The organism is Nitrobacter sp. NHB1 (genome assembly GCF_036964665.1).
In the GTDB taxonomy this organism is placed as follows: domain Bacteria; phylum Pseudomonadota; class Alphaproteobacteria; order Rhizobiales; family Xanthobacteraceae; genus Nitrobacter.
On record NZ_JBAMDA010000001.1, the window covers coordinates 1,394,563 to 1,416,973 of the forward strand.

Annotated in this window: 17 protein-coding genes; 5 read left to right on the top strand and 12 right to left on the bottom strand. The window is 62.6% G+C overall.

The window, feature by feature from the left end; all coding sequences use genetic code 11:
* The first annotated feature begins 76 nt into the window (after positions 1 to 76).
* Entirely contained in the window at positions 77 to 2,572 is a 2,496-nt protein-coding gene (locus V4R08_RS06560) for a glycogen/starch/alpha-glucan phosphorylase (RefSeq protein ID WP_335578605.1), read from the top strand.
* 73 nt (positions 2,573 to 2,645) lie between these two features.
* Here V4R08_RS06560 and V4R08_RS06565 read toward each other — a convergent pair whose 3' ends face one another.
* The 8 genes from V4R08_RS06565 to V4R08_RS06600 all read right to left on the bottom strand — a co-directional run bounded on the left by V4R08_RS06565 (position 2,646) and on the right by V4R08_RS06600 (position 9,803).
* Complete coding sequence (locus tag V4R08_RS06565; protein ID WP_335578606.1) at positions 2,646 to 2,966, bottom strand: metal-sulfur cluster assembly factor; 321 nt, start codon at positions 2,964 to 2,966, stop codon at positions 2,646 to 2,648.
* A gap of 11 nt (positions 2,967 to 2,977) precedes the next feature.
* Positions 2,978 to 3,505, bottom strand: coding sequence for a DUF2249 domain-containing protein (locus tag V4R08_RS06570; protein ID WP_335578607.1), 528 nt, complete (start codon positions 3,503 to 3,505; stop codon positions 2,978 to 2,980).
* Positions 3,506 to 3,516: 11 nt separating this feature from the next.
* Positions 3,517 to 4,872 carry a hypothetical protein gene (locus V4R08_RS06575; protein ID WP_335578608.1) on the bottom strand — a complete coding sequence of 452 codons (1,356 nt, stop codon included), beginning with the start codon at positions 4,870 to 4,872 and terminating at the stop codon, positions 3,517 to 3,519.
* A 126-nt stretch (positions 4,873 to 4,998) separates the two neighbouring features.
* Positions 4,999 to 5,259: a DUF2249 domain-containing protein gene (locus tag V4R08_RS06580; RefSeq protein WP_335578609.1), complete on the bottom strand. Its 261-nt coding sequence runs from the start codon at positions 5,257 to 5,259 to the stop codon at positions 4,999 to 5,001.
* A gap of 233 nt (positions 5,260 to 5,492) precedes the next feature.
* The gene (locus V4R08_RS06585; RefSeq protein ID WP_335578610.1) at positions 5,493 to 6,293 is read right to left on the bottom strand and encodes an FAD binding domain-containing protein; all 801 of its coding nucleotides are present in this window, start codon (positions 6,291 to 6,293) and stop codon (positions 5,493 to 5,495) included.
* 22 nt (positions 6,294 to 6,315) lie between these two features.
* Positions 6,316 to 8,655, bottom strand: coding sequence for a xanthine dehydrogenase family protein molybdopterin-binding subunit (locus V4R08_RS06590; protein ID WP_335578611.1), 2,340 nt, complete (start codon positions 8,653 to 8,655; stop codon positions 6,316 to 6,318).
* An 84-nt stretch (positions 8,656 to 8,739) separates the two neighbouring features.
* Complete coding sequence (locus tag V4R08_RS06595; protein WP_335578612.1) at positions 8,740 to 9,225, bottom strand: (2Fe-2S)-binding protein; 486 nt, start codon at positions 9,223 to 9,225, stop codon at positions 8,740 to 8,742.
* Positions 9,226 to 9,503: 278 nt separating this feature from the next.
* A complete protein-coding gene (locus tag V4R08_RS06600; RefSeq protein ID WP_335578613.1) occupies positions 9,504 to 9,803 on the bottom strand; it encodes an HU family DNA-binding protein in 300 nt (99 codons plus the stop codon).
* A 207-nt stretch (positions 9,804 to 10,010) separates the two neighbouring features.
* Between V4R08_RS06600 and V4R08_RS06605 the strand changes: the two genes are divergently transcribed.
* The 3 genes from V4R08_RS06605 to V4R08_RS06615 all read left to right on the top strand — a co-directional run bounded on the left by V4R08_RS06605 (position 10,011) and on the right by V4R08_RS06615 (position 14,505).
* Positions 10,011 to 10,367 carry a VanZ family protein gene (locus V4R08_RS06605; RefSeq protein WP_335578614.1) on the top strand — a complete coding sequence of 119 codons (357 nt, stop codon included), beginning with the start codon at positions 10,011 to 10,013 and terminating at the stop codon, positions 10,365 to 10,367.
* 147 nt (positions 10,368 to 10,514) lie between these two features.
* Positions 10,515 to 11,891 carry a cation diffusion facilitator family transporter gene (locus tag V4R08_RS06610; protein ID WP_335578615.1) on the top strand — a complete coding sequence of 459 codons (1,377 nt, stop codon included), beginning with the start codon at positions 10,515 to 10,517 and terminating at the stop codon, positions 11,889 to 11,891.
* 286 nt (positions 11,892 to 12,177) lie between these two features.
* Positions 12,178 to 14,505, top strand: coding sequence for a PAS domain-containing sensor histidine kinase (locus V4R08_RS06615; protein ID WP_335578616.1), 2,328 nt, complete (start codon positions 12,178 to 12,180; stop codon positions 14,503 to 14,505).
* A 141-nt stretch (positions 14,506 to 14,646) separates the two neighbouring features.
* Here V4R08_RS06615 and V4R08_RS06620 read toward each other — a convergent pair whose 3' ends face one another.
* A complete protein-coding gene (locus V4R08_RS06620; protein WP_335578617.1) occupies positions 14,647 to 17,610 on the bottom strand; it encodes a bifunctional [glutamine synthetase] adenylyltransferase/[glutamine synthetase]-adenylyl-L-tyrosine phosphorylase in 2,964 nt (987 codons plus the stop codon).
* Positions 17,607 to 19,070 (bottom strand): sensor histidine kinase, encoded by a 1,464-nt coding sequence (locus tag V4R08_RS06625; RefSeq protein WP_335578618.1) that lies wholly within the window; start codon positions 19,068 to 19,070, stop codon positions 17,607 to 17,609. The genes V4R08_RS06620 and V4R08_RS06625 overlap by 4 nt, the downstream gene beginning before the upstream one ends.
* Positions 19,071 to 19,576: 506 nt before the next feature.
* On the opposite strand from V4R08_RS06625, the gene V4R08_RS06630 reads away from it, so the two are divergent.
* Positions 19,577 to 19,840 (top strand): hypothetical protein, encoded by a 264-nt coding sequence (locus V4R08_RS06630; protein ID WP_335578619.1) that lies wholly within the window; start codon positions 19,577 to 19,579, stop codon positions 19,838 to 19,840.
* Between the two features lie 83 nt (positions 19,841 to 19,923).
* Here V4R08_RS06630 and V4R08_RS06635 read toward each other — a convergent pair whose 3' ends face one another.
* Positions 19,924 to 21,174, bottom strand: coding sequence for an MFS transporter (locus V4R08_RS06635; RefSeq protein WP_335578620.1), 1,251 nt, complete (start codon positions 21,172 to 21,174; stop codon positions 19,924 to 19,926).
* A gap of 402 nt (positions 21,175 to 21,576) precedes the next feature.
* On the bottom strand, positions 21,577 to 22,269 hold the full coding sequence (locus V4R08_RS06640) for a response regulator transcription factor (protein WP_335580198.1): 693 nt from the start codon (positions 22,267 to 22,269) through the stop codon (positions 21,577 to 21,579).
* Positions 22,270 to 22,411 lie beyond the last annotated feature (142 nt).

Genomic DNA, 22,411 nt, shown 5'->3' on the forward strand with positions numbered 1-22,411 from the left:
GCATCACAAACTTCTAAAGTCTGGCGAGTTCGCGACCTGCCCACCGACATGGGCGGAAACAGATCGGAATTTCAGGATGGTCTTTGAATTCCCCCCCAAGCAAGATCGCATCCTCGAAGATGACGCATCGACCCGGCCCGAATCCGGAGACGACGACATCGTCGCGGAGATCAAGAGCGCGATACTGTCCAAAATCGTGCTGGCGGCAGGAAAGGATGTCAAGCGCGCCAATCTCCACGACTGGTACATCGCAGCGGCGCTGACGCTGCGCGACCGCATCGTCTATCAATGGCTTCAATCCGATCATGCCGCTCAGAGTCGTGGCGACAAGCGTGTCTATTATCTGTCCCTCGAGTTCCTGATCGGACGACTGCTGACGGACGCCCTGACGAACATGTCGCTGATGGGACCGTTCCGCACGGCGATCGAGGACCTCGGCATTGATTTCGACGCGTTGCGCGACGTCGAGCCAGACGCCGCGCTCGGCAATGGTGGCCTGGGCCGGCTCGCCGCGTGTTTCATGGAAAGCATGGCGACGCTTGCGATTCCGGCGCGAGGTTATGGCATTCGCTATGAACACGGGCTGTTTCGCCAGATCGTTTCCGACGGATGGCAGGAAGAGTTTCCGGAACAGTGGCTGCTCTCCGGAAATCCTTGGGAATTCGAACGCGGCGACGTGGTGTTCGATATCCAGTATGGCGGACATCTCGACCGCATCGAGCAGACCGGCCAACCATCGCGGACGCTCTGGGTACCGGATGAGACCATTCAGGCGGTCGCCTACGACACGCCGATCGTCGGCTGGCGCGGCCGTCACGTCAATGCGCTGCGGCTATGGTCCGCACGCGCGGTCGATCCGATGCGCCTCGACACCTTCAACAGCGGCGATCACCTCGGCGCGATGTCGGAGATGGCGCGGGCGGAAGCGATCTCGAAATTTCTGTATCCAAGCGACGAAACGCCGGCCGGCCGCGCATTGCGCCTGCGTCAGGAGTACTTTTTCGTCTCTGCCTCGTTGCAGGACATCCTCGACCGCCATCTTCACGCCGATGGCGACATCAGGTCGCTGCCATCCCATGCGGCGATCCAGCTCAACGATACCCATCCCAGCCTTGCCGTTCCCGAACTGATGCGGCTGCTGGTGGACAAATATCAGATCGGCTGGGACGGCGCCTGGGACATCACCACCAAGACAATCTCCTACACCAATCACACGCTGTTGCCGGAGGCGCTGGAGACCTGGCAGGTCGAACTGTTCGAGCGGATGCTGCCGCGCCATCTCGACATCATTTACCGGATCAACGTCGACCATCTTGCCGCAGCGGAAAAGCATTTTGGAGCGAACACCTGCTCCCGGACATCGGTGTCGCTGATCGACGAAACAGGCGGGCGCCGCGTCCGCATGGGGCATCTCGCCTTCGTTGGCTCCCACCGCATCAATGGCGTCTCCGCCATGCATAGCGAACTCATGCGCGAAACCGTGTTCGCCGATCTGAACAGCCTTTATCCCGGTCGCATCACCAACAAGACCAACGGCATCACGTTCCGCCGCTGGCTGCATCAATGCAATCGGGGACTCACCTCCCTGCTTCAGGATGCATGTGGCGCTGCGGTTCTCGACGAGCCAGAGCGGTTGCGGATGCTGGAGCCACTGTCGGACGACCGCGCGTTCCAGCAGCGCTTCGAGGCGGTCAAGCGGGCAAACAAGGTCGCGCTCGCCCAAGTCATAGCCAGCCAGCTCGGCATTGTCGTCGATCCGTCGGCATTGTTCGACGTCCAGATCAAGCGCATCCATGAATACAAGCGCCAGCTTCTCAACGCGATCGAGGCGGTTGCGCTCTATCAGGCCATCCTAGCGAATCCGGAAGGCAACTGGACGCCGCGCATCAAGATTTTCGCCGGAAAAGCCGCGGCGAGCTACCGGCAGGCCAAGCTCATCATCAAGTTCATCAACGACATCGGCAACGTAATCAACAACGATCCCGCGATCAGGGATCTTCTCAAGGTCGTCTTCATCCCGAACTATAATGTCAGCGCCGCTGAAATCATCGTCCCGGCGAGCGACCTGTCCGAACAGATTTCCACCGCCGGCATGGAAGCCTCCGGAACCGGCAACATGAAGCTCGCACTGAACGGCGCAATCACAATCGGAACGCTCGACGGCGCCAACATCGAAATTCTCGAGCATGTCGGCGAGGACAATATCTTCATCTTCGGCATGAAAGCGGATGAGGTTGTCCAGCGCCGCGCCACGGGACTGGATGCCACCGGCATCATCTCGTCATCGCCGATGCTGACTGGTGTGATCGAGGCCATCGAACGCGGCGTGTTCTCGCCCGACGACCCTTCGCGTTTCGCGCCCATCGCCCACGCGCTGCGTTTTCTCGACCACTATCTGGTGTCGGCCGATTTCGAGGATTATTACCGCACGCAACGCGCCGTCGACATGAAATGGGATAGTCCGGGGTGGGCCCGCTCAAGCATTCTCAACGTCGCGCGCATGGCGTGGTTCTCGTCCGACCGCACCATCCGCGAATACGCCGAGGATATCTGGACTATTCCCCTGACCTGATGCCGATGCCAGCAGCGACGGCCGCGCCCGGACCATGACTCGGGACGTGGTCGTGCCGATTGCCCGGCCGCCATCAGGCGATGCCGAGATGGCTCTTGGCGTCCGGCGTCATCATGTCCGGCGTCCACGGCGGATTGTAGGTGAGCGCGACATCGACGGCACCCACAGAGGGCACGCTCGACGCCGCGTCGCGCGCGCCGTTCGTGAGGTAGTCAGTGGCCGGGCAGCCGCGTGTCGTCGTGGTCATGGCGACACGAACCACGCCACCGTCCTCCACGGCGACGTCGTAAATAAGTCCGAGATCGACGATGTTGTAGCCCAGCTCTGGGTCGATCACGAGGCGCAACGCCTCCTTGACCTCGCCGGCGAGGGCTTCGCTCGCTTCGGGCGTCATGCCGCCTCCTTTCACGCGGCCTGTTTGGCGGCGCCGACGCGAATCAGGATCTTGTAGGTCTTGCCATCCGGCTCGAAGCCGCCGTGCCAGGCGTGACCGCGCTTCGCCAGTTCCGGCAACAGGAACGCCGGCTCACGGCAGAGCAGCGCCGACAGCACCTCGCCCCGCGCCATCGCTTCGGTCGCGGCGAGAATGCGCACCAGCGGCTCGGGCGGATCGAGATCGCGGTTATCCATGTGCTGCACGGGCTCCGGCCACGCGCCGTCGTCGGTCGCGGTCGTCGTCCGCGCCGGAGCGGCGCCGGCCGCCGTGCCCGGCGTGAACAGCACCTCCCAGTCACCGCCCCCGATTTCCCGCGCCTCGTAGCTGAAACCCTTCGAGCCCAACACCTGGAACAGCGGCGTCGGCTTGAAGGTCGCGAGCAGCCGCAGACCCTGACCCGGCTGCAGCTTCGCCACCGCCGCTATAATCTCGCCGAACGGCTCGCCGCCGGCGCGCAGGATCGGGCGAACGTCGACGTCCATGAATTGAGTTGTCATGCGTCTCTCCTTCAGCTTGGCTGGACCGATGAATGCAACAGGTGTGGCGGCTGTGCGCCCCGGGGCAGCCGCAACGCCGGCGCGACGTTGGCGAGGCGGCGGGTGCGCAGCAACTGGAGGCCGACGCCGATAGTCGCCGCCAGCATCGCGCCGGCACCGAGTCGGAAAAGCCATGGCAGCGTGAACAGCAAGGCGACGGCGGCGACCCACACCGCGACAAAATACAGCGCGAACCATTTTTTGGCGCGCGGCTCGTTGACGAGATCCTGCACGCGCGGCGTCGCGGTCTTACCAAGCACCGGGCCGTAGCATTCGAGCCAGGTCAGGAAGGCGACGATCTTGTAGAGCTTGGCGAGGCCGAAGCCCGTCAGCCACGCAAAGGCGACCAGAAAGACGATGACGCCGACATGATCGGTGAAACGTCCGGTCAGCAGCAGGCCGAGACCGAGAACCACGGTTGCCGCCAGATTCGCCAACGCCACGCCGGCCATGCGGCTGTTGAGTTCGATGACGCGCCGCTTGCGCGCGCGATAAAGATGCAGGATATCGCCGCCGTAGAGCGCGAGCCCAATGATGCCGAGCACACCGGCGGCCCAGACTGCCCACATCAGGTTGGTGGCCGTCCAGATCGCCGCTACACCGCCGAGGATGATGACCGCGAGCGCCGCGGTGCCGAAATAAAGCGTACCACGCGTGGTGCGGCCTTCAAGCTCGGGCGCCAGCATGAACATCGCCAGCAAACGGTAGCTGACGCCGATGGCCGTAAAAGTAAGCCAGCCGCCGAGGCCCGCGATCACATGGATCGGCAGGCCCAGCGTGGCGACATCGACTAATTGCGATTGCGCGGTGACGCCGCCCCGCACCAGCGCGAAGACGATGCCGAACAACACCGTCGCCGCCAGGCAGCACAGCCCGACCACGACGAAGCGCGCCGGCAATGGCAGTGGCCGCGCAGCCCACAACGTGCGGCCGAGATTCCACAGCATCAGGCCGAACCCCGCGCCGAGCAGGACCGCAGCCGCCGGAAACAATCCGAACACCGCGTGGATCGTGCCGCCGAGTTGAAGAAAGGCCAGCAACAGCGCCGCCAGACCTGCGATCAGCAGGCCGAGCGTCGGCAGCGGCAGCGCGTTGTTGTAGAGCGGTTTGGCCACCAGCACCGGCGCGAACTGAAACAGGGCCCCGCACATCAGCAGGCTGAGCCAGCCGATCGCAATCAGATGCACCAGCAACAGGGAAGCCGGCGCGCCGACCGGTGCCTGCGGATAGCCGATACCCGCCAGCATCAGTCCCTCGGCGGCAAGCAGCGCGATCACGGCTGCCGCGAAATAGGACATCGTCCAGCGGGATAGCGCTACGCCGACCACGGCGGCACTCCTTTCGAAAGGGAAGCGCCGGCGGGGTGAGGCCGCCGGCGCGGTCGACAAGCGATCTCTGCGGAAGATCGGTCTTGTCGACAAAGGCACGCGGTTCGTGAGCTAACCGCGTGCGAATCAAGCGACCTTGAACTGCCTGGCGATCTCCACCTTCCAGACCGAGGGGCCCTGCTCCAGATAAGTCCAGGAGAACGCGTCGGGGTGCTCGGCCTGAAGTTGATAGTAGAGCGGCTTGGGATCGTGGTCGTTCACCAGAACGAACGAGTCGCCTGCCCTCAGATCGCCGACGATCTGAAAAAACCTGGCGTGGCGCTGCGCCGGAACCAGGCTGCGCACGTCGATCTCGGTGACATCCGTCTCTTCACTTGTCTGACACATGGCCGCTCCTGTCGTCGCCCGTTGATGGCTTCGTCGGAATGAACTCCGCGTCCGGCCGGTCCTCAAGAACCGGCGGCGTAAGATAACCCTTACATGAAGGCATACTCGCTCTATAAAGATACACTGTCAATATATCTTTTACGCATAGCATCGCCGTAAAACGAAAACCGCGCGCCGCAAGGGCGCGCGATAAAACGCGGACCGAATAATGCGTGGGATTCAGATCGCCCGGATCAGCCAGCCTGCTGGACGGCGCGCTGGGCCATCACCTTGACGAGATTGGCGCGATAAGCGGCCGACCCGTGAATGTCGGCGATCATGGTCGCTTCCGGAATGTTGATTGCGTCCAGCGCCGACGAAGACCAGTCGGCCTTGAGCGCCGCCTCGATCGCACCGACCCGCATGACACCGTCTTGCGACGCGCCGGTCGCGGCCACACGGACGTCGCCGGCTTTGGTCTTGGCAACGAATACGCCCGTCAGCGCGAAGCGCGACGCCGGATGACGCATCTTGGCATAGCCGGCCTTTTCCGGAATCGGGAAAGCGACCTGGATGATGATCTCTCCGTCTTCCAGCGCCGTCGTGAACAGTCCTCTGAAAAAATCATCGGCTGCGATCGACCGCTTGTTGGTCTTCACGGTCGCGCCGAGCGCCAGAACAGCGGCCGGATAGTCGGCGGCCGGATCGTTGTTGGCGATCGATCCGCCGATGGTGCCGCGGTAACGAACCGCCGGATCGCCGAGCAACGACGTCAGATGCACCAGCGCCGGGATCGCTTTCTGCACGTCGGCATTGGTCATGATGTCGTAATAGGTCGTCGCCGCCCTGATCGTGAGCGTGTCTCCGGACACCTCAATGCCGACCAGATCATTGATCCTCGTAAGATCGATCAGGTCGGACGGAGCCGCAAGTCGCTGCTTCATCACCGGCAGCAACGTATGACCACCGGCGAGATACGTCGCATCGGCACCCTTGGCGAACAGCGAAACGGCTTCGTCGATGCTGGCGGGGCGATGATAGGTGGTCTGATACATGGCCGTTTCTCCCTGCCGCCGTTCAGCCGTGGATCGCGTGCCAGACGCGGTCGGACGATGCCGGCATCGCGAGATCGTTGTTGCCGATGGCATCGGTGATGGCGTTGATGACCGCCGCAGATGCGCCGATCGCGCCGGCCTCGCCGCAGCCCTTCACGCCGAGCGGATTGCCCGGACACTCCGTCATCGTGTGCTGCACGTTGAACGACGGCAGATCCTCCGCGCGCGGCATCGCATAGTCCATGACCGACGCGGTCAGCAACTGACCGCTCTCGTCGTAGACCGCGTGCTCCAGCAGCGCCTGGCCGATGCCCTGCGCGAGACCGCCATGGACCTGCCCTTCCACAATCATCGGATTGATGAGGCGGCCGAAATCGTCCGCAGCGACAAAGTTGACAAAGGTGGTCTTGCCGGTACCGGCATCGACCTCGACCTCGCAGATGTAGGACCCAGCGGGGAACGTAAAATTGGACGGATCGTAGAACGCGCTCTCCTTCAGGCCCGGCTCCATGCCGTCGGGCAGGTTGTGTGCGGTGTAAGCGGCCAGCGCCACCATCGGAAATGCAATTGCCTTGTCGATCCCGGCCACCTTGAACTGGCCTTCCTCGATGACGATGTCGTTCTCCGACGCCTCAAGCTGATGCGCCACGATCTTCTTCGCCTTGGCTTCCATCTTCTCCATCGCCTTGACGATGGCGGAAAGCCCAACCGCCGCCGACCGCGAACCGTAGGTGCCCATGCCGAACTGCACCTTGTCGGTGTCGCCATGCACGATCTGAACCTGATCGATCGGGATTCCGAGCCGGCCGGCGACCACCTGCGCGAACGACGTCTCGTGACCCTGACCGTGGCTATGCGATCCCGTCAGGACTTCGATGGTGCCGACCGGGTTGACCCGCACCTCCGCGGATTCCCAAAGTCCGACCCCCGCCCCCAGGCTGCCGACGGCCTTTGAGGGTGCGATGCCGCAGGCCTCGATATAGCAGGACACGCCGATGCCGCGCAGCTTGCCCTCGCTCTTTGCCTTGGCCTTGCGCGCCGCGAAGCCGGCATAGTCGATCGCCTTCATGGCCGCATCGAGCGACGCATTAAAGTCGCCGATGTCGTAAGCCATGATGACCGGCGTCTGATGCGGGAATTGGGTGATGAAGTTCTTGCGCCGCAATTCGGTCGGATCGACCTTGAGCTGGCGCGCCGCCGTCTCCATCAGCCGCTCCACGAGATAGCTCGCCTCAGGGCGGCCCGCGCCGCGATAGGCGTCCACCGGCGTGGTGTTGGTATAGACGCTGATCACCTCGGCGAAGATGCTGGGGATGTTGTACTGGCCCGACAGCAGCGTGGCGTAGAGATAGGTCGGCACCGACGACGAGAACAGCGACATGTAGGCGCCGAGATTGGCATAGGTCTTGACGCGCAGCCCCGTGATCCTGTTGTCCTTGTCGAACGCCATCTGGGCCTTGCTCAAATGATCGCGGCCGTGAGCATCGGTCAGGAAGGCCTCGGTGCGGTCGGCGGTCCATTTCACCGGGCGGCCGGTCTTTTTCGAGGCCCATAGCGCCACCATTTCTTCCGGGTAGATGAAGATTTTCGAACCAAACCCGCCGCCGACATCGGGCGCGATCACACGCAGCTTGTGCTCCTGCGCGATATTGTAGAACGCCGAGAGTACGAGCCGCGCCACATGCGGGTTTTGCGACGTGGTATAGAGCGTGAAGTGCTCCTCCGCCGGATCGTATTCGGCGATCGCGGCGCGCGGTTCGATCGCGTTGGGCGCCAGACGATTGTTGGTGATGTCGAGCGAGACCACGTTCGCGGCGGCCTTGAAGGCCGCATCGGTGGCGGCTTCATCGCCCAGGGTCCAGTCGAAGATCACATTGCCCGGCGCCTCCGGATGAAGCTGCGGCGCGCCGCTCGCGACCGCCTCGCGCATGTCGACGACGGCGGGAAGCTCCTTGTAGGTCACCGCAACAGCCTCGGCCGCATCGCGCGCCTGGTTGCGGGTCTCGGCGATGACGACGGCAACGGCCTGACCGACGAAGCGCACGGTCTCCGGCGCCATCGCGGGCCATGCGCCCATCTTCATCGGCGATCCGTCCCTGGAGTGAATCATCCAGCCGCAGATCAGATTGCCGATCTTGTCGTCGACCAGCTCCTTGCCGGTCAGGACGGCAACCACCCCTGGCATCTCCAGTGCGGGCGCGGTGTCGATCGCGGCCACCTTGGCGTGGGCGTGAGGGCTGCGAACGAACGCCGCATAGGTCATGCCGTGAAGACGGATATCGTCGACGTAACGGCCCTTGCCGGTGATGAAACGCTTGTCTTCCTTGCGCAGCGCGCGGGCGCCGATTCCCTCGATTCCCATGATCCGCTCTCCCTGCCGGAGTGTTGTCGCGCCGCTTCCGTCGAATGCGGCGGACACGGGTTTCCTGCGTGAGCTGCTCGGCGGCTATTCCGCAGCCTGCGCCGTCGTCATCCGGCCGGCGGCGTCGAGCACCGATTTGACGATGTTGTAATAGCCGGTGCAGCGGCAGATATTGCCTTCCAGTTCCTGACGCAGGATTTCCTCGGTCAACCCGCGGCCATGCCGGCGCACGATGTCGATCGAGGCCATGATCATGCCGGGCGTGCGGTAGCCGCACTGAAGGCCGTGATTGTCGCGAAACGCCGCCTGCATCGGATGCAGTTCGTCGCCCTTGGCGATGCCTTCAATGGTCGTGATGCTCGAACCGTTCGCCTGCCCGACCAGAACCGTGCAGGATTTGACCGCGCGGCCATCGATGTGAACGGTGCATGCGCCGCACTGGCTGGTATCGCAGCCGATATGCGTACCGGTCAGTCCCAGATGGTCGCGCAGCAGATGAACGAGAAGCGTCCGGTCTTCAACGTCAGCCGAAACCGACTTGCCATTGACGGTCAGCCTGATCGTGGACACAGGACCCTCCCAGGCGGTTTTTCATGGGTCAAATAGAACCATGGCCCGAGAATTTTGTAACTCTCAATCTTCGTCGTATGCCATTTCGCCCAATGTCTGGTTGTCCCGTTACCTGTGCGGGACGCGCGCCCGGCGTCCCGCACGGAAATTTGATGATCTTGGCGCGGAGCACCAAACCGGCAATAAAACCGCCGCGCCAGCCGGCCACCGGCTGCCGGCAAGCATCCGACCTGAAACAGCGTGGGTCAAAAACACAAGGGCCCCGAAGGGCCCCTGCATCATACCGCATCTTTCGCGGCCTTGACCGGCCGCGCCCTGACGATCTTTCGGGCGGGCTTCGCCTTGAACGTCATCGCCTCGCCGGTGAAGGGGTTGGTGCCCTTGCGCGCCTTGGTCGCCGGCTTCTTGATAACCACGAACTTCGCGAAACCCGGGAGCATAAAGACACCGGTCTTCTTGAGCTCCTTGTAACCTGTCGTCGCAAGCGCCTCGAGAACGCCCTTTACGTCCCTTTTGGACAATTCGGCCTGAGCCGAGATTTTCTCAATGAGCTGCGATTTCGTCATCTGGGTTGCCATCATCGATCCTGTCTGTTGATTCGGCCCGGAAAAACAATATTTCGAAATCCAGCTAAAAAAACACACCTTATGAGATTTATAACAGCTTACTTCGAGCGCCCCGGCGCCTCCGACAGGCGCCGGCCCCCCCGGATCTTGCACAGATGTGAGGCGGCGAACGGTTCACGCGGGCCTTTGCGTGGCGGCAAATCGTGCTATGCGCTGGCGATGAAGATTATCTTCCGCATTGGCGCGTCCATCCTGATCGCGGCGGTCGTGTTCGCGACGCTCGGGCCGGCGCGCTATCGCCCGCACTCCCCGCTCGGACAGGATGGCGAACACGCCCTTGCCTTCGTTCTGGTTGGTCTCGCCGTCGGCCTCGCGTTTCCGCAGCGACCATTGCGCGTCGCGGCGCTATCCGTCGTGCTGATCGGCCTGCTCGAGATCATGCAACTGTGGGCGCCCGGCCGCCATGCGCGGCTGGAGGATTTTCTGGTCGATGCCGCGACGGCGTGTGTCGGCATCGCGATCGCTGCCGCGATGGGCTGGCTTGCCGCGCGATGGCGCAGATCAAGATCCCGATGAGTTTCGGCGGGCGGCTCGAGCGGTCGCGTGGCGGCAACATCCTGAAATCGGAATAGTTCGCAACAAACAAGCCAAGCCGCGAATGAGTGGCGATTGCGCAATCGCGCGCGCTTTTATCCTGGGTAGCGGACTGCTAAACCCCCGCGGATGCCACGCCTCGCCTCCAGTTCGAAAACAAGAGTAGCCGCCGTCTCGATGATCGCCAGCGCCAGCATGGCGGCGATCAAATTCGCGGTCGGCGTGGCTATCGGGAGTCTCGCTCTGATTTCCGAGGCGCTGCACAGTTCGGTCGATCTGGTCGCCACGATCGTCACCTGGTTCGTGGTGCGGGTTTCCGACCGTCCCGCCGACGACGAACATCACTACGGTCACGGCAAGATCGAAAGCCTCTCGGCCCTTGGCGTCATTGCGATGCTGTATGTTCTTGCAGGCGGCATCGTGGTCCAGGCCTATGCCCACTTGCGCGAAGGCGCGCCGGCCCCGACGCTCTCCGCCATTCCGTTTGTCGTGCTGATTGTCGACATCGCCGTCAATGTCTGGCGTGCCCGCGCGCTGCACCGGACCGCGCTCGACACCCGCAGTCAGGCGCTGGAGGCCGACGCCCTGCACTTTGCTTCCGATGTCCTTGGATCGATCGCCGTCATCATCGGGCTGGCGCTGTCCGGACTGGGCTATGCGTGGGGCGATGCCACTGCTGCGATCGGCGTCGCAATCCTAATCTCCGTGCTGGGCTTGCGGCTCGGACGCGCCACGATCGAAACGCTGCTGGATCGCGCGCCGGAAGGCGCTGCGGAAAGGGCTAAAGCCGCGATCAGGGCGCTGCCGGGTATCATCGATATCGAGCGGTTGCGGGTACGGATGGTCGGCCCCCGGCATTTCGTCGACGTGATCGCCGACGTCCCGCGAACCTATCCGATCGACCGCATCGATGCCATCAAGCAGCAGGCGCAGGACGCCGTGTCCGCCGCTCTCGGCGATGCCGATTTGACATTCACCGCGATACCGGTCGCGCGCGACAACGAAAGCATCCGCGAGCGCATCATGGTGATCGCCCACAATTCGGGCCTCGCCATTCATCACGTCACCGTGCACGATCTCGGAGAAAAACTGACGGTCAGCATCGACCTCGAAGTCGACGGTGAAATGGCGCTGGTGGACGCCCATGCGATCGCGCACCGGCTGGAGCACGACATTCGCCACGAGTTCGGCGCGAACGTCGAGGTGGACACGCACATCGAGCCGCTGGAGCCCGAGCTTCCGCTGGGGACGGATGCCGTCCCCGCACGGATCGCCGCCGTCCGGACGGCCCTGTCAAGTTTCGCCGCCGGCGGAGCGATCCATGACATTCACAACGTGCGCGTCAGAGACACCGAAGCCGGCGAGATCGTCAACTTCCATTGCCGCGCCGCGCCGTCGATGAGCGTCGCCAGGGTGCATGAGCAGGTCGACGAGATCGAACGCGCGTTGCGCCGCGCCTTCCCGAGCGTCAAGCGCGTCATCAGCCACGCGGAGCCGGCGCGCTGAAGCCGAAGGCCGTCGCCCTGGTGTCCCAATTCCGAAGTTCGCTTGACGGACCCGCCGGGACGATGAAGCGACCTTCCGAACCACCACACGGCGCACGTTCCCGTTTCGGACTCACCGGCGGCGACCGCGGAGTGCTGGGATTCTCCGTTGGACAAAATTTATTTCGTATTAACGAATCGTTGACTCTCGACAGCCTCGAAAAAGTGGATTCAAATCGCTGCGATTCGGAAAGACCGGGGCGTCCTTCCGATCGCGTGTACGGAAAATTCTCGCGGGGGTCCAAGGCATGGCGCGCGCTCAGGCGGCGAACGCGTGCGCTCAATCCGATTCGATCAAGGGATTGGCGCAATCGATCGCAAAACCAGCCTACCACAGGCTGCTGATCGCCGAGCCCGTGCTTCGCCGCGCCGTCCCCGCCCTGATAATCGCTTTCCTGGTTACGATATGTGTCGGCGCCCTGGTGCAGGTCATCGACCAGACCCGGCAAAAACAGGCGATGACGAAACACGATCTGCTGGCGCTCGCCGATCTGCTGGCCGAACGTCTTGAGCATGTCGGCGTGATCCATCAGGACCGCCCCGCCTCCATCGAACGCCTCCAGAACCTGCTGCCAAGCCTCATTCCATCCTGGGGCATCGCCGCCGGCCGCCATGTCATCGTCACCGGCGCCGATCAGCGCGTTCTCGCGCGGATGCCGATCGATGCTTCGCCTGGCGAGAGCAACCGGATTCTCGAACTCATCAGCACCGCGCAATCGCCGGCCTTGCGTGGCACGTCGCCCGCGAGCGTCACCGACGTCATCCTGCTCGACGGCAGCAGCGCGCTCGCGACCCAGCGCGTCGTCAGATCATTGTTGGGCCATGTCACCGTTATCCAGGACAAAACCGATTCAGTGTGGCGGCCGGATACTGCGCTGTCGATCACGCTATCGGCCACCACCGGATTCGTGGTTCTGATCCTGGGCTTTGCATTTCACTGGCAATCCACCCGCGCGCGCGAGGGCGATCTCATCAATGATGCGGTCCGCGGTCGCATCGATACCGCGCTCAACCGCGGCCGATGCGGCCTCTGGGACTGGGATCTGTCGCGCGGGCGGATATTCTGGTCGCAATCGATGTTCACCATGCTCGGGCTGGAAAGCCGCAGCGACCTGCTCACCTTCGGAGAGGTCAACGCGCTGGTCAATTCCGAGGACATCGACCTGTTCGAAATCGCGGATCAGCTTATCTCGGGGAGAATCCACCACATCGACCAGAGTTTCCGGATGCGGCACAGCGGCGGACACTGGATCTGGTTGCGCGTCCGTTGCGAACTCAATCAGAATGCGGGCGGCGGCACCGCTCATCTGATCGGGATCGCCGTCGACATCACCGAACAAAAGAGCCTCGCCGAGAAAACCGTCGAAGCCGATCTGCGGCTGCGGGACGCGATCGAAACCATCCCAGAGGCTTTTGTGCTTTGGGATGCCGACGATCGTCTGGTCCTTTGCAACTCTCACTTCCAGCGCCTGCACAAGCTGCCCGAGAGCGCGGTCGCGGCCGGCACCTCCTACGAGACCGTGATCGAGGTCGGCCGCATGCACGAAATCAGCGCACGGCCACCCGAAGCCGGTACAACCGCTCCAGGCGCGCGGACCTTCGAAGCGCAGCTCGATAACGGAAGCTGGCTTAACATCAGCGAACGCCGCACCAAGGACGGAGGTTATGTGTCGGTCGGAACCGACATCACCCGGATCAAGGAGCACGAGCAAAAGCTCGTCGACAACGATCTCCGGCTGCGGGCGACCGTCATCGATCTGAAACGGACGCAGGCGACGCTCGAACAACAGGCGATCGAGCTTGCGGACCTTGCGCAGAAATACGCGAAGGAAAAGGATCGCGCCGAGGACGCCAATCGGGCGAAATCAAAATTTCTCGCCAACATGAGCCACGAACTGCGAACGCCGCTCAATGCCATCATCGGATTCTCCGAGATCATGAGCAACGGCATGTTCGGAACCCTCGGCTCGGAGAAATACAGCGAATATTGCCACGACATCCTGACCAGCGGCCAGTATCTGCTCGAAGTCATCAACGACATCCTGGATATGTCCAAGATCGAAGCCGGCCGCATGAAGCTCGACATGGAGCCGCTCGATCTCTCCAGGATGCTGGCGGAATCGCTGCGGGTCGTCACAGGTCGCACCAGCGACAAGAAGCTGACCTTCGACGTCAGGATCGACGATGACATTTCCATCATTGCCGACCATCGCTCGGTCCAGCAGATCACCGTCAATCTGCTGTCCAATGCGGTGAAGTTCACGCCCGACGGCGGGCGAGTCATAGCGCGAAGCCAGGTGTTTGCGAATTCCATCGCCCTGACGATTGCCGACACCGGCATCGGCATCGCGCCACATTCGCTGAGAAAGCTGGGCAAGCCGTTCGAACAGGTCGAAAGCCAGTTGACCAAAACCTACGCGGGATCGGGACTTGGGCTGGCGATCGCCAAGTCGCTGGTCAACCTGCACGGCGGGTCGATGCGGCTTCGCTCAAAGCCCGGAACCGGGACCGTCGTCCGCGTCACCCTGCCCCGTCACGGCCGCCTGGACAATCCGGCAGCGAGTGTTGCCGCGTAAAGCAAGATGCGCTCAGAGTTGAGCCGGCGTCATTGCGAGGAGGCATAGCCGACGAAGCAATCCAGCTCTTTCTTTTGTGCTTTGTGGCGTCTGGATTGCTTCGCTTCGCTCGCAATGACGATAGATCGACCCAACCTGGCTTCAGGACCGGCCTTCCATCAGCCTGAGAAATACGCCGCGCACATCTTCCTGGGTATCGCGGACGCGCGCCTCGAGCGCCGAAAAGTCCGGGGCGTCCCCCGCCCGCGCCATCACCGGCAGCAGATCGTCGCCCGCCGTTTCCGGCTTGAACTTGTCGCTGACGCAGAGCCGCAGGATCTGGGTCAGGTCGTGATAGAGCCGTGCCGCGGACCGCAGAACTTCCCCATCCGGCAACGACAGGACACCCAGTCGCTGCGCGTTATCGAGCGCCTGCTGGGTATTGACGCTGAGAATGTCCGGCTTGTCCGCCGCGTGGACGAGTTGAAGATACTGCGCGATGAAATCAATATCGACCATGCCGCCGGCGGCGTGTTTCAGATCCCAGATGTCCTGCTCGCCTTTTTCCAGCGCGATCGCGCGGCGCATTTCCGCGACATCGCTGGCGATGAGGCCGGCATCGCGCCGCCGCGTCAGAACGTTGCGGATGACGCGCTCGATCCGGGCGCGAAACTCCGGCGACGACGAGATCACCCGCGCGCGCGTGAGCGCCATGTGCTCCCAGGTCCATGCCTCATGATCCTGATAGTCGGCGAAAGAGTCGATATGCGAGGCGACGGGGCCGGCGCGTCCGGAAGGCCGCAGCCGCATATCGACCTCGTAGAGAACGCCGTAGTTGGTCCGCGTGGTGAATGCGCTGATGAGGCGCTGGGTGAAGCGCGCAAAGTATTGCGTGCCCTGCAACGGCCGTGCTCCGTCGGAGTCCGGATGCTCGGAATCGAAATCATATAGCAGGATCAGATCGAGATCGGACGATGCGGTCATCTCGCGGCTGCCGAGCTTGCCCATCGCAAGGATCGCGGTCTCCTGCCCCGCGATCCGGCCGTACTGGTCGGCGAACTGATCCTTCACCAAACCATGCACGGTATCGACGATACCCTCGGCCACGTCGGCGAACACAAGCCCCGCCTGCCGCGCCGACACGGTGCCGGACAGGATGCGCGTCCCGATCAGGAACAGACTTTCCTGGCCGAACAGCCGAAGCCGGTCGAGAAATTCCTCATAGGAATTCGCTTCCTCGAGCGTTGCCGCCAGCCGCGCCGACAATTCCTGCCGGTCCGGCATGGCGCCGAAGAATCGTGGATCGATCAGCCCGTCCATGATCTGCGGCCGGCGCGCCAGCATGTCGGCGAGCCGGGGTGCCGCACCGAGCACGAGCGCGACCAGCGCGACCAGATCCCTGTTCTGGCTGAGCAGCGAGATCAGCCGGCCGCCGCGCTGCAGCGCTTGCAGAAAGCGATCAAACGCCGTCACTGCGCTATCCGGCTCCTCGGCACGCGCCAGACCGTCGATCAGCGCCGGCACGAACGCCTCGAATGCGGTGCGTATCGCCTCGACCTTGAGGGCTCGATATCCGCCGGCTATCCAATGCTGGATGGTGGCGGCGACCATTCGCGGCTGCTTGAAGCCGAGCTTCACCAGATGATCGAGAACCCGCACGTCATCGGGTCCGGCACTATAATCCACCGCCGGCAGGTTAGCGGTGCCGGCCGGGTCGCCCTCGAACAGCCGGCTGTAGTGCCCCTGCACGCAATCCAGATGCATTAGCAATTCAGCGGCAAAACTCGCCCGATCGTCGAACCCGAGGAAGCGCGCGAACCGTTCCACCGCCTCGGCGTCGGCAGGCAGAACATGGCTCTGCTCGTCGGCGACCATCTGGATGCGGTGCTCGACCTTTCGCAGAAACAGATATGCCGCGGTCAGTTCGTCGCGCGCCTGATGCGTGATCCAGTTGCTTAAGGCGAGAATATTCAGCGCGTCCAGCGTCGGCCGCACCCGCAATTCGGGATGCCGTCCGCCGGCGATCAACTGCTGGGTCTGTGCGAAGAACTCGATCTCGCGGATACCGCCGCGTCCGATCTTGACGTTGTGGCCTTCGACCGCGATCTCGCTTTGTCCGCGAAAGGTCTGCATCTGCCGCTTCATGTCGTGAACGTCGGCAAGGGCGGCGAAATCGAGATGCTTGCGCCAGACGAAGGGCGAAATCTCCGCGATCATGGTCTCGCCTGCCGTCCGGTCGCCGGCGCAGGGCCGCGCCTTGATCATGGCGGCGCGTTCCCAGGTCCGCCCTTCCCGCTCGTAATAGTCGAGCGCAGCGGCGGTCGAAACGGCGACCTGCGTCGACGCGGGATCCGGCCGCAAGCGCAGATCGACCCGAAAGACGTAACCGTCGCCGGTCCTTTGTTGCAGCATGCGCGCAAGACCTTGCGTGAGGCGCACGAAGAACGGCTGCGGCTCGATCCCGGGCGCGAGCGAAGGCGCCGCGAGATCGAAGAACACGATCAGGTCGATGTCGCTGGAATAGTTGAGTTCGCCCGCGCCCATCTTGCCCATCGCGAGCACGACGAGGCCGCTGCCATCCTCGGGCCGGTCGATGTCGGGAGGTTGCAAGCGACCACGCCCCGTCTCTTGCCGCAACAGGAATCGCAACGCACTCCGGACCGCGGCGACGGCAATGTCGGTCAACCCCGCCGTGATCTGCATCACCGGCCACACCTCGCCGATGTCGCACAACGCGATCAAGAGCGCTGCCTCTGCCTTGGCGGCGCGCAGTCGCCGCATGGCCTCGGCTTCATCGCCGGCCTCCGCCGCTTCCGACATCTCCGCGATCAGCCGCGCGAGACGACCCTCTGGCTCGCCGCGAAACAGGCGCAGCGTCCGATCGGGATCGGCACGCATCAGGTCGAAGAGATAGGGAGACGACTCCGCGATACCGAGCAGGATGGTCCGAACCGGCGGAAACCCGGCGATCAGAGTCCCGATCGCGCCGGACTGCTCCGGCGTCAGGTCGGACAACCAATCGTTGAGACGGTGTTCGGATTCAGCGGGCGCGAACACCTTTGGTCCGTCCGCAAGCCTCGCCGCCAGACTGGCCCGGTCCGCGTCGCCCTTCGCGGATGAAATCATGCACCAATCTGTTGCACGTCCGGCGTCGGCGCCGCAAGCCCCTCGCCGCTTCGCGCGGGTATCGACAGCGTCGCACGCAAGCCCGGACGCGCATCGTCGAGCGTAAGGCCGCCGCCGTGCAGCGTGGCCACCGCCGACGCGAGGCTCAGGCCAAGCCCGGATCCCGCCAGGGTGCGGCTGGTCTCGAGCCGCACGAACCGCTCGACGGCATGCTTGCGGTCGGCTTCGGGTATCCCGCAGCCATGATCGGTTACGGCGAGAACGATGCGGTCGCCATCGCGGCCGGCTTCGATCAGGATCGCGCCGTCGGCAGCGGCTGCATCCGCACCGAGCGGCTGCGCGGCCGGCTGCTGCGGCTGGCCGTACTTGATGGCGTTTTCGACGAGGTTGGCGAGCGCCTGACTTATCAGTTCGCGATTGCCGTGCAGCGGCGCCGGCTCGGTCTGAACCCGGAGCGTCAGCCCGTTATCTTCGGCCAGCGGCTCGTAGAATTCGTGAATGCTTTGCGCGACGTCCGCGGCGTCGAAATCCGCCATGTTGTCGCGCGCCTGTCCTGATTCCGCCCGCGCGATCATTAAAAGCGCGTTGAAAGTGCGGATCAGGCCGTCGGACTCCTCGATGGTCTGTTCCAATGCGGCGCGATAGTCGCTTTCATTGCCGGACTTGGCGAGCGCTTGCTCGGCGCGATTACGCAGCCGCGTCAGCGGCGTCTTCAGATCGTGAGCGATGTTGTCGGAGACTTCCTTCAGCCCGTTCATCAGCGCTTCGATGCGCTCGAGCATCGCATTGAGATTTCCGGCCAGCCGGTCGAGTTCGTCGCCGCTGCGTCCGACCGGAAGCCGGCCGCTCAGGTCGCCCGCCATGATGCGCTGCGTGGTCCCGGTCATCGCGTCGATCCGGTGCAGCACGCGCCGCGCCACGAAGATGCCGCCGCCAAGACCAAGGACCACGACGATCAGCAGCGACCACTGCGCGGCGGAAGCGACCACGCCGACAATACGATGACGTTCTTCCAAATCGCGGCCGATCAGCAACCGGAAACCGTTCGACAGCTCGGTCACGCGCACCAGCGCGTGGTGATGGGCCTGGTCCTGCTCGTCGAGCCGGCGGTAGACGGTCTCGGTCCAGTCGGTGGTCTCCATCACACCGGGCTGAAGCGAACCGATATTGCCCGCGACGGCCAATCCGGCCGGCGTCGTCACCAGATAAAGATTGGAGCCGGGCCGCAGCGCGCGATTTTCGATGGCGCGGACCAGGCCGCGCAAGCCGCGGCGGTTGAAGACCCCCGTGAGCAGGCCGATTTCCTCGCTCACTGTCGCCGCGATCTGGTCGGTGATCAGGCGGCGGGTATTCCAGGCGAAATATCCAAGGAGAGAGGCCGCAAACAGCGCGAACAGCAACAGATAGACCAGCGTCAGCCGAAACGCCGTAGTGCGGAACAGCTTACCGAGCGCCGTCACGGGTCATCACTCTAGAGCCTTTTCGCTTCTGATAGAATCAGAAGCGGGCTCTATGATTTTGATTTGACGCGTTTTCTTCACGCGAACCGGTACCCACTTCGCTCGAAAACGCGATAAGACCATTGAAAACACTGCCATCCGCCAGTTATTCAGAAGTCTAACAGACCAGATGAGCGGCCAATAGGCCAGTTTCATGAGGGGTTTGTAATGAACGCCAAGTCATGAGCCTTTAGAGCGCTTACCGTCCTGATGGAATCAGAACGGGCGCTCCAAGCTATCGAGTGGTCGCATTTCCTTTACGGTGAACCGGTGTCCACTTCACCGGGAAATGCTCCAGCCGACGCGATGCCTGCGAGATCGGCTTGGCCGGATGGAACGGTGCGACCGAATAACCTGGAAACGACAAAAAGCTCGCCATCGTAAAGGCACCCGGGCTTACTGAAGGTTTACGTTCAACCTCGGCGCGGGCATACGCCGATTCTCACAAATCCTCCTCCGGCCGCGCAATGTTGGCCATCGTGATTATGTTATTTCTTTCGACGGCTGCGAAGGGAATGGCGACAATGGAACCGATAACGCCGCAAGACTTATACGATGCGCTGCGGGAGGCGGCCGCAGACCTGGACGCATACGGCAGCACCTTGGGGAAGGACGGAATTGTCGCGCTCGACGGCCGCTTCGACCTCGTGGCGATGGCAGACTATCTTAACGGGACCATCAAAAACGGGACCGCCAAAGCAGACACTGAAAGTAATACCAAAACGCCATAGTTGGACGATGCCCCTCTTCCTCCGCAGGACCGTCATTGCGGCTGCTATGCGCAGCAGATCGGAGGCCGTCCAAATGGACGGCTTCAATGTGCGGGAGCAGCCGCAATCGCTCCATGGACCAGTTTGGCATTCCTGAAGCCGACTCGCGAAAACGAGACGTAGAACGCAGCGATGTTCATGAGCGCCCAGACGACAAAGCCCAGGGTGTAGCCACCGAGCAGAAAGTTGCCGGCGGCCAGCACGGATGTCATGGTGAAGCCGCAGGCCGCGCCGGCGGCCTTGGCCAGTCCGCTGACCGCGCCGACGTGCACGAAGTACATCGGGATCAGTTTGATGACCGCCGCCGCGGCGGCGCCGGACAGCAACGCAAGCCCATAAATGGCGACCAGTTCGAGGTTCAGTGAAATCTGCAAGGCCAGGAGCACTGCCAGCGCGGACATCAACCCGAACATCCAGCTCAGAATGCCCAGAACATCATAACGATCAGCGAGCCAGCCGCCCAGCGGCCGGGTGACGGCGACGCAGACGACCAGCAGCGGGGTGTAAAACGCGGATGCGCTGGTGGGCTCCACATGCCAGTGGTCGACCAGATAAGTCGGCATCGTCGACGCGAAGAAAACCAGCGTGCCGAAAGCTACCCAGTAAAGTGCAGGCACCAGCCATACGATGACGCCCGACCGGTATACGGCGAAGATCTCTTTCGTCGACGTGTTTTTGAGATTCGTGTTCGGCGCGTCGGATGTAAAAAACATGTAGACCGCCGCCATCAGCAGCGTGGGGATGGCGAAGATCGGAAATATCAGGCGCCACCCGTCCGGGTCACTCAGGTCCAGCACGCGGGTAATCAGGAAAGTAACCGCCATCATGCCGACGGTGATTCCAATGTTGCCTAAAGCAAAGAGGCCAAGGGCCGTCCCCTGCTTCGATTTGGGATACCAGGACGATACATGAGCGTTGCCGACCACGAAGGTCGCGCCTCCAAGTCCGAGCATCATTCCCAGAACCAGAAATGAGTAATAGCCCTCGGCGAAGCTCCCGAAAAGCAGGGCAACGGAGAGGCAAACAAGCAAAAGCGTGAAAACCGTCCGGCCGCCGAACTTGTCCGTCCAGATGCCGAGCGGGATGCTGATGGCGGCCGCGAAAAGCGGCTCCATCGCAGCCAGAACAAGCACCTGGGTGCTCGTGAAATTGTACCATTCGATCAGAAAGGGGGCGAGCGCCGAAAACATGCCCCAAATCGCAAAACCGAGCGAAAACGCCACGGTCGATATAAACAAAACTCTCGTGTTGCCCTGCGGCTCGGCCGCATCAGCTCCGATAACCGGATTTTCCACGACGACTGCTCCCAACTAATAGAGAATCGCGCTTGACCAATACATTACGCTTCGCTTCCGCCTACGCATCGTAGCGGGCAAACAACGCTCCCCGACGATACTTCGTATGCGGTCCTTGGCAATCCACAATGTTAACTAGTTTACATAGTACCTTCTCGCGGCCTTCGCGTCTATCAATTTCCGAAAGGCCGATCTTCACGCCTGGAGCCTCCCTTCTGATGGAATCAGAAGGGAGGCTCTATGATTTTGATTTGACGCGTTTTCTTCACGCGAACCGGTACCCATCCTCGGGTCAAGCCCGAGGACCTGCTTCGCTCGAAAACGCTCTAGCTATTGCCGCCTGATCGCCATTCGGCATCGGTCATGGCCTTTTCCGGTATGGACTTTTGAGCAGAATGATTTTCAGATTCTCGATGAGTGCATGCCGTCACGGATCATGTATCCGGCGCCCCTGATCGTATGCAGCAGGGGCCGCTCGAAGCCCTTGTCGATCTTGGACCGCAGCCGCGAAATATGCACATCGATGACGTTGGTCTGTGGATCGAAGTGATAGTCCCAGACGTTCTCGAGCAGCATGGTCCGGGTCACGACCTGCCCTGCATGTTTCATGAGGTATTCCAGCAAGCGAAACTCGCGCGGCTGTAGCGTCAGTTCCTCCTCGCCCCGCGCGACACGATGCGACAGCCGGTCGAGTTCGAGATCGCCGACACGATAGACGGTTTCCTCGGCCGGACCGCCGCGGCGGCGCGACAGCACTTCCACCCGCGCCAGCAATTCGGCAAATGAATAGGGTTTCGGCAGATAGTCGTCGCCGCCCGCGCGCAAGCCCTTGATGCGATCGTCGACCTGGCCGAGCGCGGAGAGGATGAGCACCGGAGTCCGGTTGCCCCTGTCGCGCAGGGAGCCGATGACGGAGAGCCCGTCGCGTTTCGGCAGCATCCTGTCGATCACCAGCACGTCGTAGTCCCCGCCGTCGGCAAGCGAGAGGCCCTCCTCGCCATCGCTGGCGAGATCCGCGACATGACCGACCTCGCGAAACGCCTTCACGAGATAGTCCGCGGACTCGCGATCGTCCTCGATGATCAGCAGGCGCATCTGGTCGCTGGAATTGCCCAAGATGTATTGTCTTTCCATCACCATGGCCCGCTCATCGTCCGCGCGCAAGGCTGCGAGACAAACCCCCGCAATTCACAAAAAAGCGGGCGGTGGAGCTTGGGGCGACTCCACCGCCCTAGTC